At 63.4% G+C, this 13,894-nt stretch carries 14 protein-coding genes; 9 read left to right on the top strand and 5 right to left on the bottom strand.

What is annotated here, in order from left to right; genetic code table 11:
- From cbbX to FN369_RS02475, 4 genes are all read left to right on the top strand, one after another.
- Positions 1-909, top strand: a 909-nt coding sequence (gene cbbX / locus FN369_RS02490; protein WP_374728754.1) for a CbbX protein, incomplete at its 5' end; no start/stop codon positions are given.
- 203 nt (positions 910-1,112) lie between these two features.
- On the top strand, positions 1,113-3,167 hold the full coding sequence (gene tkt / locus FN369_RS02485; protein WP_246189492.1) for a transketolase: 2,055 nt from the start codon (positions 1,113-1,115) through the stop codon (positions 3,165-3,167).
- Positions 3,168-3,202: 35 nt separating this feature from the next.
- The gene (locus FN369_RS02480) at positions 3,203-3,826 is read left to right on the top strand and encodes a histidine phosphatase family protein (protein WP_142524631.1); all 624 of its coding nucleotides are present in this window, start codon (positions 3,203-3,205) and stop codon (positions 3,824-3,826) included.
- 5 nt (positions 3,827-3,831) lie between these two features.
- Positions 3,832-4,521 carry an HAD-IA family hydrolase gene (locus tag FN369_RS02475; RefSeq protein ID WP_246189491.1) on the top strand — a complete coding sequence of 230 codons (690 nt, stop codon included), beginning with the start codon at positions 3,832-3,834 and terminating at the stop codon, positions 4,519-4,521.
- 6 nt (positions 4,522-4,527) lie between these two features.
- On the opposite strand, the gene FN369_RS02470 is transcribed toward FN369_RS02475, so the two are convergent.
- From FN369_RS02470 to serA, 3 genes are all read right to left on the bottom strand, one after another.
- Positions 4,528-4,902: a DUF488 domain-containing protein gene (locus FN369_RS02470; RefSeq protein ID WP_142524629.1), complete on the bottom strand. Its 375-nt coding sequence runs from the start codon at positions 4,900-4,902 to the stop codon at positions 4,528-4,530.
- A complete protein-coding gene (locus tag FN369_RS02465; RefSeq protein WP_142524628.1) occupies positions 4,902-5,288 on the bottom strand; it encodes a hypothetical protein in 387 nt (128 codons plus the stop codon). Before FN369_RS02465 ends, FN369_RS02470 begins: the two co-directional genes overlap by 1 nt.
- A gap of 167 nt (positions 5,289-5,455) precedes the next feature.
- The gene (serA, locus tag FN369_RS02460) at positions 5,456-7,051 is read right to left on the bottom strand and encodes a phosphoglycerate dehydrogenase (RefSeq protein WP_142524627.1); all 1,596 of its coding nucleotides are present in this window, start codon (positions 7,049-7,051) and stop codon (positions 5,456-5,458) included.
- Positions 7,052-7,286: 235 nt separating this feature from the next.
- Here serA and FN369_RS02455 point away from each other — a divergent pair, with 235 nt between their 5' ends.
- The 3 genes from FN369_RS02455 to FN369_RS02445 are packed head-to-tail and all read left to right on the top strand — an operon-like array spanning position 7,287 to position 10,239.
- Positions 7,287-8,042, top strand: coding sequence for a helix-turn-helix transcriptional regulator (locus FN369_RS02455; protein ID WP_178087621.1), 756 nt, complete (start codon positions 7,287-7,289; stop codon positions 8,040-8,042).
- A 51-nt stretch (positions 8,043-8,093) separates the two neighbouring features.
- On the top strand, positions 8,094-9,920 hold the full coding sequence (locus FN369_RS02450; RefSeq protein ID WP_142524625.1) for a GreA/GreB family elongation factor: 1,827 nt from the start codon (positions 8,094-8,096) through the stop codon (positions 9,918-9,920).
- Between the two features lie 19 nt (positions 9,921-9,939).
- Positions 9,940-10,239, top strand: coding sequence for an FmdB family zinc ribbon protein (locus tag FN369_RS02445; protein WP_142524624.1), 300 nt, complete (start codon positions 9,940-9,942; stop codon positions 10,237-10,239).
- Here the strand turns inward: FN369_RS02445 and ppk1 are convergent.
- Positions 10,236-12,476 carry a polyphosphate kinase 1 gene (gene ppk1, locus FN369_RS02440; RefSeq protein ID WP_246189490.1) on the bottom strand — a complete coding sequence of 747 codons (2,241 nt, stop codon included), beginning with the start codon at positions 12,474-12,476 and terminating at the stop codon, positions 10,236-10,238. The genes FN369_RS02445 and ppk1 overlap by 4 nt on opposite strands.
- 71 nt (positions 12,477-12,547) lie before the next feature.
- On the opposite strand from ppk1, the gene FN369_RS02435 reads away from it, so the two are divergent.
- Positions 12,548-13,012, top strand: a complete 465-nt coding sequence (locus FN369_RS02435; RefSeq protein ID WP_142524623.1) for a DUF2147 domain-containing protein — start codon at positions 12,548-12,550, stop codon at positions 13,010-13,012.
- A 63-nt stretch (positions 13,013-13,075) separates the two neighbouring features.
- Positions 13,076-13,468 (top strand): SCP2 sterol-binding domain-containing protein, encoded by a 393-nt coding sequence (locus tag FN369_RS02430; protein ID WP_142524622.1) that lies wholly within the window; start codon positions 13,076-13,078, stop codon positions 13,466-13,468.
- 112 nt (positions 13,469-13,580) lie between these two features.
- Here the strand turns inward: FN369_RS02430 and FN369_RS02425 are convergent.
- On the bottom strand, positions 13,581-13,894 hold a 314-nt coding region (locus tag FN369_RS02425), incomplete at its 5' end, for an OB-fold nucleic acid binding domain-containing protein (RefSeq protein ID WP_142524621.1).

Genomic DNA, 13,894 nt, shown 5'->3' with positions numbered 1-13,894 from the left:
GCCGCCTCCGAGGGGGAGCGGCTGGTCGATCTCGACGAAGCGCTGGCCGGGGCGGGGGTCACGGATATCCTGACCGAGCTCGACAGCGAGCTCATCGGGCTTGCCCCGGTCAAGCGCCGGGTTCGGGAGATTGCCGATTTTCTCCTGATCGAGAGGCTCCGGAGCTCGGTGGGGCTCCAGACCCAGGCGCCGACCTTGCACATGTCCTTTACGGGATCGCCCGGGACCGGAAAGACGACCGTCGCTCTCCGCATGGGGAAGATTTTGCATCGCTTGGGCTATGTCCGGAAGGGGCACCTCGTCGTTGCGGCCCGTGACGACCTGGTGGGTCAATATGTGGGCCATACCGCGCCAAAGACCAAGGAGGCGATCAAGCGAGCGATGGGGGGCGTCCTTTTCATCGACGAGGCCTACTCTCTCTATCGGCCAGAGAGCGAGCGCGACTACGGGTTGGAGGCGGTGGCAATCCTCCTGCAGGCGATGGAGGACTATCGCAACGACCTCGTTGTGATCTTTGCCGGTTACCGGGATCGGATGGAGACCTTCTTCATCTCCAATCCCGGCCTCCGCTCCCGGATCGCCCATCACATCGATTTCCCCGATTACACTTTCGAGGAGTTGGTTTCGATCGGAGAGCTGATGGTACGGCAGCAGGGGTACTTCTTCGATGCGGGGGCCCGGGAGGCGTTTCGGGAATACCTAGCCTTGCGTCGGGAGCAGCCGCTCTTCGCGAATGCTCGGAGCGTCCGAAACGCGATCGACCGCATCAAGCTGCGGCAAGCCGCCCGCTTGATCGCCGCCGGCGGGAAGATCCCTGCCGAGGAGCTCATGCGGATCGACGCGGCCGACATTCGGCAGAGCCGGGTCTTTGCCGACCAGAGCGGGCGGGAGGGCGGGCCGGCGGCTTGACAGCGCGCCCCTCCGGCCGTTATAGGAGAGGTCTGGAAGTTGGCTCCAGCCATCCGTTGGCGGTGTGACCCCTTGCCCAGTAGAGGCAGGATCTATCGGCCGGAGGAGGCTCAAGGGACCGCGGAGCGATGCGGACACGCCGCCGGTCGAAGTACATGCACGAATGGATCGTCAACGAGCATTACAAAACAGGAGATAGAGAAATGAGTAGTTCCCCAAATCCTTCGGTTGCCTCCTCCTCGTCGAATCCTCCGGAGGAAGAGCGGCTGGCCGCCTTGGCGGCGAACGTGATTCGCGGCCTCGCCATGGACGGGGTACAGAAGGCGAATTCCGGCCATCCCGGAATGCCGATGGGAATGGCCGACGCGGCGGTCGTACTCTGGACCCGCTTCCTGCGATTCGACCCCGCCGATCCGCACTGGCCCGATCGGGACCGCTTCGTCCTGTCGGCTGGGCACGGTTCGATGCTCCTCTACAGCCTGCTCCATCTCTGCGACTTCGATTTGCCGATGGCGGAGCTCGAGAGCTTCCGCCAGTGGGGAAGTCGAACCCCCGGCCACCCGGAGTATGGCCACACCGTGGGAGTCGAGACGACGACGGGCCCACTGGGTCAAGGGATCGCCAATGCCGTTGGCATGGCTCTGGCCGAGCGTTGGCTCGCCGCACGCTACAACCGGCCCGGGCACGATCTGGTCAACCATCGAACCTACGTGATCGCCAGCGACGGCGACCTGGAAGAAGGGGTCTCCCATGAGGCCGCTTCCCTCGCGGGCCATTTGCGGCTGGGCAAGCTCGTCGTCCTCTACGACGACAACCACATCAGCATCGACGGGCCGACGTCGCTCTCCTTCAGCGAAGACGTCCTCGGCCGCTTCGCGGCTTACGGCTGGAATGTCCGGCGAATCGACGGACTCAATCGGGCGGAGGTGGCTTCCGCCCTCGCCTGGGCGACGTCGCAGGAAGAGCGTCCCACCATCATCGCTTGCCGCACCATTATCGGTTGGGGAAGCCCCAACCGGCAGAACACCGCCAAGGCTCACGGAGAGCCGTTGGGAGCGGAAGAGGTGAAGCTGGCGAAGGAACGCCTCGGCCTGCCGGTCGATCAGACCTTTTATGTTCCCGAGGAGGTGCGGACCTTCTTCCGCGCCGCGGCCAAGAAAGGAGCGGCGCAACGCGCCCTCTGGCTGGAGACCTTCTCGGGCTATCGGAAGGAGTTTCCGGTGGAAGCGGAGGCCTTCGAAGCCGCCCTTCGGAGAGATCTTCCCCCCGGGTGGGATCAGGCGATGCCGAACTTCCCGCTGGAAAAGCCGATTGCGACTCGGGCCGCTTCCGGAGCCGTGCTTAACGCGATCTTCGAGAAGGTCGGCTACCTGCTCGGCGGCTCGGGCGACCTGACTCCCTCGAACAACACGCTGCCCAAGGGAGTCAAAGAGATTCGTCCTGGGGAGTATGCGGGGGGATACGTGCATTACGGGATCCGGGAGCACGGAATGGGCTCCCTCATGAACGGGATGGCCGTTCACGGCGGAATTCGACCCTACGGGGGAACCTTCCTCATCTTCTCGGACTACATGCGACCGCCCATCCGTTTGGCGGCGATGATGCGGGTGCCGGTCGTCTACGTGTTCACTCATGACAGCATCGGGTTGGGAGAGGATGGACCGACCCATCAGCCCGTCGAGCAGTTGACGGCTCTTCGAGCCATTCCGAATCTCGTAGTCTTCCGTCCGGCGGATGCGACCGAAACGGCCGAAGGCTGGCGGGTGGCGCTCGAGCGGAAAGACGGTCCCACGGCATTGATCCTAACGCGCCAGGCCCTTCCGGTGCTCGACCGGGACCGGTTCGCGCCCGCCGCGGGAGCCAGGCGCGGCGGCTATGTCCTGACCGAAGATCCCGATCCGGAGGTCATCCTGATCGCGACCGGTTCCGAAGTCTCCCTCGCGTTGGGTGCAAAAGAGCTTCTCGGCGGAGAAAAGATCCGATCGAGGGTCGTCTCCTTGCCTTCCTGGGAACTCTTTGCGCAGCAGCCGGAGGCCTACCTCGAAGAGGTGCTTCCCGCCCGAATCCGAGCGCGCGTCTCGGTCGAGGCGGGAGTGACGCTGGCTTGGAAGCGGTGGCTGGGAACCGACGGCGAGGCGCTCGGCATCGACCATTTCGGTGCCTCCGCGCCGTACGCCACGATCTACAAGGAGTTCGGCCTTACCAAGGAAGCCGTGGCGGATGCCGCCCGCCGTACCTTGGCGCGGATCCGAAGCTAAGCAAAAGGGCGAGGAGCCTCGAGGAAAACCAGACAATGGCGGCAGAAGAGCGGAAAGAGGCGGTCTCCCCGTCTGGATTTCCGCGCATCTTCCTTGCGCGCCACTGCAAGACCTCCTGGAATCTCGAGAAGAGGATCCAAGGGCGAACCGACATCCCCCTTTGCGAGGAAGGGATTGCGGAAGCGAAGGCCAATTGCGTCCTCTTGCGGGATCTCCCCATCGATCGGATCCTTTCGAGTCCGCTCGCCCGCGGTCGACAGACGGCCGAAATTTACGGAGAGGCGCTGGGAGTCCCGATCGAGGCGTGGCCCGAGTGGATCGAAGTCAACATGGGGGAGTGGGAAGGGCATACTCCGGAGGAGCTTTCGCTCCGTGAGCCTGGGCGCTACGATCGTTGGCTGGCGGATCCCTCCCTCTTTCCTCTTTCCTCGATCGGGGGAGAAGATATCTGGAGCGCGCGCAAGCGCGTCGCCTCCGCCCTCTGCTCCCTCGCTGGCAGGCCGGAACGGGGCATCCTCCTGGTGCTCCACAAATACATCCGGGCCATTCTCCAATGCGCGGTCCTCGACCTGCCGCTGAGCCGTTTTGCGGGAGAGATCATCGAGTCGACGGCCCCCTCCGAGCTTCCTCCGCTCGCCGTCCGGAACTTCTGCCGATAACCGCCGTGCGCTGGGATGGGCTCATCTGGGATGTGGATGGCACTCTCGCCTATACCGAAAAAGAAGCCCATCTGCCGGCCTGCAACGCCGCCTTCGCCGCGCTCGGCATCCCCATCCAGTGGAGCTGGGAGGAGTTTCAGGGATTATTGACGATTCCGGGGAATCATCTCCGTATGGCGGAGGCGTTGCGATCACTCCCTTCTCCGCCGAAGGATCTGGAGGAGCTGGCGCGCCGGCTCGCCGACCTCAAGAGGAAGCTCTATCTGGAAACATTTCTCCGCCGGACTCGGCTCCGAGCGGGAGTTCGGGATTGGATCCGGGAGGCGAGAAGGCGGGGGTTGCGGCAGGCGATCGTCTCGACGACCGACGAAGAGCAGATTTCCGCCCTGTTGCGTCTCCATTTCGCCGACGAGGCCAGCTGGTTTGCTCCCGTATTGGGGAAGCGGGCGGGAAGAAAAACGGCGCCCGACTCGCCTCTCTACCGCCGTTGCCTCGAGGAGTGGGGCCTCCCGCCGGAGCGGGTGCTTGCGATCGAGGATTCGGCGGTCGGATTGCAGGCGGCGCGCGCGGCGGGCCTTCCCTGCCTTGTCGTCTTCAACGACTACACGGCGGGCCAGGATTTCCGCATGGCGGATTGGGTCGCCGATTCCCTCGCCCGACTCTCCCTCGATCAGCTCGCGCGGAAGGAACGGTAGACGGGCTCATTCAGGCTTTTCGGACAACTCTTCGAGCACTCCTTGGAGGACGACCGCCTGGTTGTGCTCCTGGTCGCGGGCGCTGTAGAGGAGCGTGAGCCCGCGGGAGCCGGCGCTCCGGAGGAGCTCCTTCAGCCGATCGGTTTTCGGAAGAAGCTCCTGGCGGTAGCGCCGCGAAAACTCTTCCCAGCGACTCGGATCGTGGCCGAACCATTTCCGGAGCTCGGCGCTCGGGGCCAGCTCCTTTTCCCAAGAGTCGATCGAAAGCTTCTCTTTGGAAATTCCCCGGGGCCAGAGACGATCGACGAGAACCCGGTATCCCTCTGCGGCGGCCGGCGCTTCGTAAACGCGCCGGATCCGAATTCGGGGACGGGGTGGCATCACCACTCCCAGGTAAAGAGCTCGAGCCCACCGCCTGGGGTCATCACCTCGGTTTGACCCGCCGAATAGGGAATGTGCGGCGTGTAGGCGGACCTCGACAGGAAGCGCCGCCCGTATCCATATTCCTTCGGGGCCAAGGGATTGATCATATTCGGTCCCTTCCGGATGCCCTCCGGGATGATTCCTTGGGCTTTCGGCGGCCGGGCTTCCGGAGGCTTTCCGGGTTTTTCGGGGAGAGTCGGAGCGGCCGGCTTCCGTTCGATCCGATGGGGCGTGGAAGCTCGATGGGGGGCGGGAGCTTCCGGGCCGTTCTCGCTCGTCGGCTGCGCGGGAAGCAAGCCAGCGGCGAAAAAGAAGCCGAGAGAAACGACTGGAACGATGCGCACCGACCTTAGTTAACCGCAACCTTGGAGGATGGTCAAGGATCGGACGAGCGGTGCGAGCTTCCGGAAATCCGGGATTCTCGGAAGGAAAGGATGTCTGGAGGGACGCGGGCGGAGCGATCGGGAGCCCCGTCCGCGTCGAAAAACCGCTTTTGAAGCGGGCTCCCCAGTTAAATCTGCACCAAGCGGACCGAGTAGACGTCCGGAACCCGGAGGATTTCTTCCAGCACCTCGCCTCCCGGCACGCCGTCGACATGCAGCACGCTGACGGCTCGGGAGCCATGCTCGGCGCGCGCCAGCGACATCGAGGCGATGTTGACGGAGCGTTCGCCGAGGATCGAGCCCACCCGGCCGACGATGCCGGGCCGGTCCCGATTTTCCAGGACCAAGAGCGCTCCCTCGAGCGGCGCTTCGATCGGGTTCCCGTTGATTTGCACGAGCCGAGGGCTGCTGCCCCAGAGCGTGGCTCCGGCTTGCAGCGACGTCGAATCGACCTGGATCTCCATCCCGATCCAGTCGGTGAACTCCCCTGCCTGGGAGGTCTTGAGCTCGCGGACTACGATCCCCAGGGTGTCGGCCAGATAGGCGGCGTTCACTTCGTTGACCTCCGCGCCGGCCACCTTACGGAGCAGCCCCTTGAGCGCGGCACGCGTCACCGGAGTCGTGTCGTACTCGTTGACCTTGCCTCCGTAGGAGAGGGTGACCCGGCTCATCCGGTTCGGAGCCCATTGTCCCATGAAGAGACCGAGCCGCTCGGCGAGCAAGAGGTAGGGGCGGAGGAGCGCGGCGGTGCGCGGATCGACGTTGGGGATATTCACCGCATTGCGAATCGTTCCATGGATCAAAAGATCGAGGACGGCTTGGGCGATTTCAATCCCGACCTGCTCCTGGGATTCCGCCGTCGAAGCGGCCAAGTGCGGGGTCAAGATCACGTTCGGGAGCGATCGTAACGGAAAGTCGGCGGGAGGCGGTTCCGGGTCGAAAACATCGAGGGCGGCTCCGGCCACATGGCCGGAATCGATCGCCTTGCGCAGGTCTTCGGCGACGATCAAGCCGCCTCTGGCGCAGTTGACGATCCGAACCCCCTTCTTGCAGAGGGCTAGACGGCGGGCGTCCAAGAGGCCCTTGGTCTCCGGAGTCAACGGGGAGTGGAGGGTGAGGAAGTCCGCTTCCCGGAGAACCGATTCGAGCTTTTCGGCGACCTGCACCGGAAGGTTTTGGACGCGGCTGGGCGAGAGGTAGGGATCGAAGCAGATCACCCGCATGTTGAAGCCGAGAGCCCGTCGAGCAACCTCGGTCCCCACCCGGCCCATGCCGACGATCCCGAGCACCTTGCCGGAAAGCTCGACGCCTTCGAACGCCTTTCGGTTCCAGGCCCCGGCGCGCATCGAGGCATCCGCCTGGGGGATATTCCGAGCCAGAGCGAGCAGCAGAGCGACGGTCTGCTCGGCTGTGGCGATCGTGTTCCCTCCGGGGGTGTTCATGACGACCACCCCCCGCTCGGTGGCCGCCGTTACGTCGACGTTGTCGACTCCCACGCCGGCGCGGCCGACGACGCGAAGGCGCTCGGCCTTTTCGAGGATTCGCCGCGAAATCTTTGTCTGGCTTCGGACAAGGATCGCATCGCACGTCGGGGCGATCTCGATCAATTGCTCTTCGCTCAAGCCCGTCTTTTCGAGGACCTGGACGGCCGGATTGCTGGAAAGAAGCTCGACCCCCTTCGGGCTGATCGAGTCGGCGATCAGAACGGTAAATGTTGCGGACATAAGAGGGCTACGAGCCTAGCGAGGCCCCATGGCTCTGTCAAAACCGTTATTTGCGCCCCTCCAAGCGGCAGGAAGAGGACGCGCAACGCGCCGCTGCGCGCGGCGGCGATCCCGCGTCTCTGGGGAAGCGGCCCCGAGCGGACTTCTTCCGTTTTCCCTGCAAAAAGCGATTAACGAGCCGGGTTGGTCTTTGTTACAACAAAGGAGACGAAGGCGGTTTCTCCTTCGGACAATCATGGACAGTGGCAACTCCTCGCTGATTCGCAATCAGAAGTACGCGATCCTTGCGGAGATCAAGCGGAGCGATGGCCTCTCCGTAGGAGAACTCGCGGAGCGGATGAACCTCTCCTACATGGGAGTCAAGCAGCACTGCAACGCCCTGGAAAAGGAAGGCTACCTCGCCACCCGGAAAAGGGCGAAGCGGGTCGGCCGGCCGGAGAAGCTCTACGTTTTGACCGAGAAGGCCGATGAATTCTTCCCGCAAAAGGGAATTCCTTTCGTCCTGGAGCTTTTGGAATCGGTCGACGAGGTCTACGGTTCCCTGGCCGCCGAACGGCTCCTGCGGCGCCTCTATGGCCGCCGCGTCGAGGAGTTGCGGCCGCGAATCACGGGAGCGACGATTGCCGAAAGGGCCCGGCAGCTGGCGCAGATCCGGGAGGAGGAAGGCTACATGAGCCGCTACGAATCGAACGGCGCGCCCCACGGACAGATTTTGGAATTCCACTCGCCCGTCCTGGCGATCCTCGACCGCTTTCCTCGGATTCGGGAATTCGAGCAGCGGCTCTTCGAGCGGCTGCTCCGGACCCGGGTGGAGAGAAACGAGGATCGGGCGCGAGGCGGAATCCGGGTCGCCTTTCTCCTCGCCGGTTCCGAAGACCCGGGGAGCATCGCAAAGCAAAGCTTCGCTGCCTCTTCGGCGGACGGCGGCGTCGGAGTCGCTGCGCGGGAAATCACGGCCGGTCTCTCCGCCGTCTCGGAGGCGAAACGTTAGAAAAAATCGTTGCGGGAAACGAAATGACCCGCTATTAGTATAAATTAATCCATGACGTCCGAAGAGGGCCGTTCCGTCGAGGAGATTTCCTCGACTTCTTCCGAAAAAGAGTTGCCGCTATCGGTGGGAGACTACTGTCTGCACCGGAGCTGGGGATTCGGTCTCATCCAAGAGATTTCGCTCGATGCCGACTCGGTCATCATCGATTTCCAGGGAAAGCCGCGACACCGGATGCAGTGGGAGTACGCGCTCCAGTCGCTGGAGCTGGTCCCGCGGGACCACATCCTCGTCTTGAAGGCCGAGAAGCTCTCGACGCTTCGGGAGCAGGCCGCCTCCGATCCTCTGGCGATCGTCGAGCTTTGCGTCCGCAGCCTCGGCGAGGGCGCGACCGTGGAGGCCCTCCAGGAGACATTGACTCCCGCAGTGGTCGCCGGCGACGAATGGAAGAAGTGGTGGGACGGAGTGCGCCGGATCATGCGCCGAGAGGGCCGATTCGAGATCCCGACCCGAAAGAACCAGCCGATCCGGATTGCCAGCTCGGCCTCCCCCGCTTGGCAAAAGTCCCTTGAGGAGTTGGAGCACCCGGCCTCCGGCAAGTCGGCCGTCGAAGCTGCTCGGGTCCTGGCCAAGGCCGGGGAGCTCCCTCCGGGAACTCGGGAGCGGGCCATCTCGGCGATCGATGAGATCCTCTCCTCGGCAAACGGGCCGAGCTCGGGAGAGACCTTGGAGCTCGCCGTCCTTCGGGACGAGCTCCTGAAGGCGATCGGGAAGGCGCCGGAGGAGGGAGTCCTTGCGCTCTCGCGCTGGCTTCCGGGGGACGACGCTTTGCTTCGGAAAATCCTCTGCTCGATGTCCGGCTCGGCGCAGAAAGAAGTTCTGCGGAGACTGGTCTTGGAGCGGGGAGGAGCCGTCTCCGTGCTCTTGGACCTGCTTCCGACCGCTTCCGCACGAACCGCTGATGCGATCGTCACGGTATTGACCGAGGCCGGGCGAGCAAACGACCTCTTGGAACGGCTGCAGCGCGGAATTCAGGAGCGGACCATCGGTTCCGAGGTCCTGGCCTGGATCTGCCGCACGCGGGACGAGCTCTTTCGTCCCTTGTTCCGCCCCGATCTCTTCTTCTGCATCCTCTATCTTTTGGAGCGCGAGAGCAACGGGGTCGCCAAGAAGGGCTCGAAGCTCTACGAGCTGCTGACCGGGAAGCTCGAGCTCTTGCATGCCATCTTGGCCGACGCACCCGTCACCGACGCGAGAGACGTGGCTCGCGCCGCCCTGGCAAGTCCCGTTCTTCGGGAGCTCGACAAGCGCTCCCTCCTCGGCGCGATCATCAAGAAACATCCCGGGGTTCAGGAGCTGGTCGCAGGCGACCAGCAGAAGAACAGCGAAGCTTCCCTGATCGTCTCGTGGAAGAGCTTGGCGCGGAAGAAGCAGGAGCTCGAGACTCTCCTCACCAAGCAGATTCCCGAAAACACCCGGGAGATTGCCGTCGCCCGCTCATACGGAGACCTTCGGGAAAACCATGAGTACAAGGCGGCGAAGGAGATGCAGGGAGTCCTCCTACGCCGAAAGGCGGAGCTCGAAGCGGCGATCGCCCGGGCGCGGGGAACCGATTTTTCCGAGGTGGCGACCGACTCCGTGAACGTCGGAACCCGGGTCGTCCTCAAAGATCTTGCCACCGGCGAGGAGCGGCGGGTCACGATCCTGGGAGCTTGGGATAGCGATCCGGCGGCTGGCGTGGTATCGTATCTTGCCGGACTCGGACAGACCCTTCTCGGGCGCAAGCCCGGCGACGAAGTCGAGTTGCCCGCGGAAGGCGAGGAAAAAGGGGCGATCGTTCGCGTCGAGCGAATCGAGCCGGTCGGTCCGATTCCAGCGTAAGCAAGCGAAAAAACGAGTTATGCCTACCTACGAGTACGAATGCTCACGCTGTGGGGCGATTCTCGAGGTTTTTCAACGAATCTCCGATCCTCCCTTGGAGGAGTGTCCGAAAGAGCTTTGCGGAGACGAAACCGGCCGTTGCGGCGGCAGGCTCAAGCGGAGAATCTCCGGCGGGGCGGGGCTCCTTTTCAAGGGGTCGGGTTTCTACCTCACCGACTACCGCAGCGAAAGCTACAAGAAGGCGGCCAAGGCCGAGAAGGACTCCTCCTCCTCGGGCGAGGGGAAGACAAGCGGCGGCGATGGCAAGCCGGCCGCCTAAAAGAGGTTCGGCTCCTCCGGAAGGAGAGGGAGACTCTCCCTCGTGGAGGAGAGGTTCGGTCTCTGCTGCGGTACGATCGAAATCGACTCCGGGCCCTGCGGACGCTCGAAGACCAATTGGGCTCGGGCGAGGTGGCGGAGGTGGTATTGTGCTTGAATGGGGCTCTTGCCGGGAGTCGGCTTTAGGCGTAGGTAGCTTCCGTCCGGCTGAAGGACCCGCGCCTTGACGCAGTCAGAGAGATAGGTCTGCAGAATTTCGTTCGTCAGACGCTTCTTGAGCTCGGGTTCCTCGACCGGAAAGGCGATTTCGATCCTCCGATAAAAGTTGCGCGGCATCCAGTCGGCGCTGCTCAGGTAGATTTTCGGCTCTCCGCCGTTGCCGAAGTAAAAGATCCGCGAGTGCTCCAGGAAGCGCCCTACGATGCTGATCACGCGGATCTGCTCGCTCACCCCGGGGATCCCCGGGCGGAGGCAGCAGATTCCGCGGACGATCAGGTCGATGCGCACGCCGGCCGCGGAGGCTCGGTAGAGCGCCTGGATCATCTCCTCGTCCACCAAGGCATTCATCTTCGCAATGATGCGCGCGGGCTTGCCCGCTTGGGCCAGAGCCGTCTCGGCGGCGATCAACTCGTGGAGCGCTTCCGCCAGCCGAAACGGAGCGACCAGAAGCTTGTGGATTCCGTGGAAGCGGGAGAGACCCGTGAGGATGTTGAAGAGGGTCCCTACCTCCTTCGTGAGATCTTCCCGGGTCGTTAGGAGGCTCAAGTCGGTGTAGAGGCGAGCCGTGCCGGTGTGGTAGTTGCCGGTTCCGAGGTGGACGTAGAGCCGAATCCGGTCGGGATCGCGGCGGATGATCTCGAGCATCTTGCAATGGGTCTTGAGTCCCAGCAGCCCGTAGACGACGTGGACGCCGGCTTCCTCCATCTGCCGCGCCCAGACGATGTTGTTGGCTTCGTCGAAGCGGGCCTTGATCTCGACCAAGGCCGTGACCTGTTTCCCGTTTTGCGCGGCGCGCATCAGGGCGCGGACGATCGGCGAATCGCCTCCGGTCCGGTAGAGCGTCATCCGGATCCCGAGAACTCCCGGATCATCGGCGGCGCGCTGGAGCAGGTCGACGATGATGCTGAAACTTTCAAACGGGTGGTGGAGGAGGATATCCCGGCGGCGAAGAAGCTCGAAGATGTCCGAATGGGCGGCCAGCTCCTTCGGGATCACCGGGGTCCACGGCCGGTCGCGCAAGTGGGGGAACGCCTCGTGGGCGCAGACCGGCAGGAGGTGGAGGAAGCTGAGCGGCTCGAAATGGCGGTAGCTGTCTGACTTCTTCAAGTTGAGCGCGCGGAGAAGAAACTCCTCCATCTCCGCGGGGCAGCTCTCTTCGATCTCCAAACGAACCGCGTTGCCTCGGTTCCGCTTCCGCAACTCCTCCTCGACCGTCTGCAGCAGATTCTCCGCTTCCTCGTCGTCGATGTAGAGGTCGCTGTTTCTCGTTACGCGGAAGCCGTTGACGTCGCTGATCTCATCGCCGGGAAAGAGGCTGCCGAGAAAGAGACCGATCACCTCCTTGAGCTGAATGAAGCGATACCGATTGGGGCCGCTTCCGGGGAGGGTGAGCAGTCGGGGCAGATTGTGAGGAACCTGAACGATCTCGAAATTCGCCAGATGCGCCGACACCGGTCGGCGCAGCGTCACGATCAAGTTGAAGCTCTTGTTGGCCACCTGCGGGAAGGGGTGGCTTGGGTCGACTGCGAGCGGGGTGAGCACGGGGAGGATCTCGTCGGTGAAGTACCGCTGCGCCCATCGACGCTCTTCCTCCGTCAGATCGTTCCTTCGGCAGAGAAGGATACCGTTTTTTCGCAGCAGCGGCTCGACCTCCTGCTGCCAGATCTCGTATTGGCGAGCCACGAGCTGATGGGTCCGCTTTTGGATCGCTTCGAAGACCTCCCGCGGGCTGAGTCCGTCGGGCCCCTCCTGGTCGCTCTGGTTTTCGACCTGCTGCTTGATTCCCGCAACCCGGATCTCGAAGAACTCATCCAGGTTCGAGCTAAAGATGCAGAGGAAGCGCAGTCGCTCGAGAAGCGGCTGTGTCGCATCCGCCGCCTCTTCCAAAACCCGGGCGTTGAATTCGAGCCAGGAGAGCTCCCGGTTGATGTAGTAGGCTGGATTGTCGAAATCGATCGTCACCCGCAACTCCATACCAAAGCACAAGTTGGACCGTTCGCCGACCGAAATCTCAAGCAAAGGCGATCCCTCCGGCGGCGGCAAAAAGTTTCGGGCGAGCTGCTCCTTTCCCGCTATAGTCGGTAAGGACGATGAAAGGTGTTGCGAGATGCCTTTTGCTCGCTGCGCTGGTGTCGTGGATCGAGTCGGCCACCGGGGAAGCCGGCGCGCGATCGATCGCGGGCCGCTGGAAGACGGTCGACGATCGGACGGGCCGGTTACACGCCGTCGTCCGGATCGTCGAGCAACCGGGTGGCTTCGAGGGATATGTCGAACGGATCCTCCAGATCCTCCCGGGAGACGATCCGAGCGGGCTCTGCGTCCGCTGCGAAGGACGATGGAAGGATCAGCCGGTCCTCGGAATGAAGATCCTCTGGGGGCTGCGCCGAGAGGGAGAGGAGTACGTCGGCGGGCGGATCTTGGATCCGAACGACGGGAAGATCTATTCCTGTAAGGCCAAGCTCCTGGAGGGAGGGGAGAAGCTGCAGATTCGGGGCTTTCTCGGTATTTCCCTCTTGGGAAGAACCGTAGTCTGGTTGCGGGAGGAGGGGACGTGAGGGGATCCGGAGGAGTCGGGCGTTGACAGCGGGGGCGAGGGTCGGTAAGCGCAAAGGAGAACCATGAATCCCTTCGAGCAAGAGTCGGCGGACGCTTGGTGCAAGGCGATCGGCCAGAGCGAGGCCTTTCGAAGGGAGGGGCGCAATTGGAAGACCCGCCTCGGCCTGATCGCCGGAGCGAAGGGGATTCTTTTGGATCTGGAAGACGGCTCTTGCCGGTCGGCGAAGGCGCTTTCGGCCGAGGAGACGCTCCGGGAGGCCGACACCGCTTTTTCGTCGAGTGAGGAGACTTGGCGGGCCCTGATCGAAGGCCGTGAAAACATGGTTGGGGCCGTCATGGGGGGGAAGGTCCAGATCCCCAAAGGGAGCCTCCTCGCCCTCGCCGGTTATGCGGGTGCTGCGAGCGCGCTGCTCGAGGCGGCTCGCAAGTCGGTTCGCGGGATTGGGACCGCCTGATCCGCAAATGGGTCTCGGTTGCCAAAATCGATTTTTGGAACCGACTCTGGGATATCTGCTTTCGAGCAGATGCCGAACGGAGCGGTTTGCAAACGAGTAGTGCGAGCGGTCGCTAGTGAAAGTCGTGCGAGCTCGGCTCGGGTAGGTCTTGCACAGGCAGGGCGGCGATCTTCTCCCCCCGGATCTGGATAGGACCGAGGGCCTTCTCGAGGTTCCCCTCTACCAGCAGAAAGGGCTCCAGGGAGAGGAGAAGGCGGTGGGCTTCGAAGAGGTCGGGGGGGAGGATTACGTTTGCGATCCCCGTCTCGTCTTCCAGGGAGAGGAAGAGGAAGCCCTTGGCCGTTCCCGGCCGCTGGCGGCAGATCACCGCTCCGGCTACCTGGACGCGGGCTCCATGGGGAAGCTCGCGAAGGGAGGCGGCGGGCC

The sequence above is a fragment of the Methylacidimicrobium cyclopophantes genome, from assembly GCF_902143385.2.
Lineage (GTDB): Bacteria > Verrucomicrobiota > Verrucomicrobiia > Methylacidiphilales > Methylacidiphilaceae > Methylacidimicrobium > Methylacidimicrobium cyclopophantes.
This window is presented reverse-complemented; position numbering and strand designations above follow the sequence as displayed.

Bases quoted from the DNA above. Each gene is read 5' to 3' on its own strand.
- FN369_RS02480 (WP_142524631.1), top strand. From the start codon at position 3,203: ATGGCGGCAGAAGAGCGGAAAGAGGCGGTCTCCCCGTCTGGATTTCCG.
- FN369_RS02430 (WP_142524622.1), top strand. From the start codon at position 13,076: ATGAATCCCTTCGAGCAAGAGTCGGCGGACGCTTGGTGCAAGGCGATC.
- FN369_RS02455 (WP_178087621.1), top strand. From the start codon at position 7,287: ATGGACAGTGGCAACTCCTCGCTGATTCGCAATCAGAAGTACGCGATC.
- FN369_RS02450 (WP_142524625.1), top strand. From the start codon at position 8,094: ATGACGTCCGAAGAGGGCCGTTCCGTCGAGGAGATTTCCTCGACTTCT.
- FN369_RS02445 (WP_142524624.1), top strand. From the start codon at position 9,940: ATGCCTACCTACGAGTACGAATGCTCACGCTGTGGGGCGATTCTCGAG.
- FN369_RS02435 (WP_142524623.1), top strand. From the start codon at position 12,548: ATGAAAGGTGTTGCGAGATGCCTTTTGCTCGCTGCGCTGGTGTCGTGG.
- serA (WP_142524627.1), bottom strand. From the start codon at position 7,051: ATGTCCGCAACATTTACCGTTCTGATCGCCGACTCGATCAGCCCGAAG.
- FN369_RS02470 (WP_142524629.1), bottom strand. From the start codon at position 4,902: ATGCCACCCCGTCCCCGAATTCGGATCCGGCGCGTTTACGAAGCGCCG.
- tkt (WP_246189492.1), top strand. From the start codon at position 1,113: ATGAGTAGTTCCCCAAATCCTTCGGTTGCCTCCTCCTCGTCGAATCCT.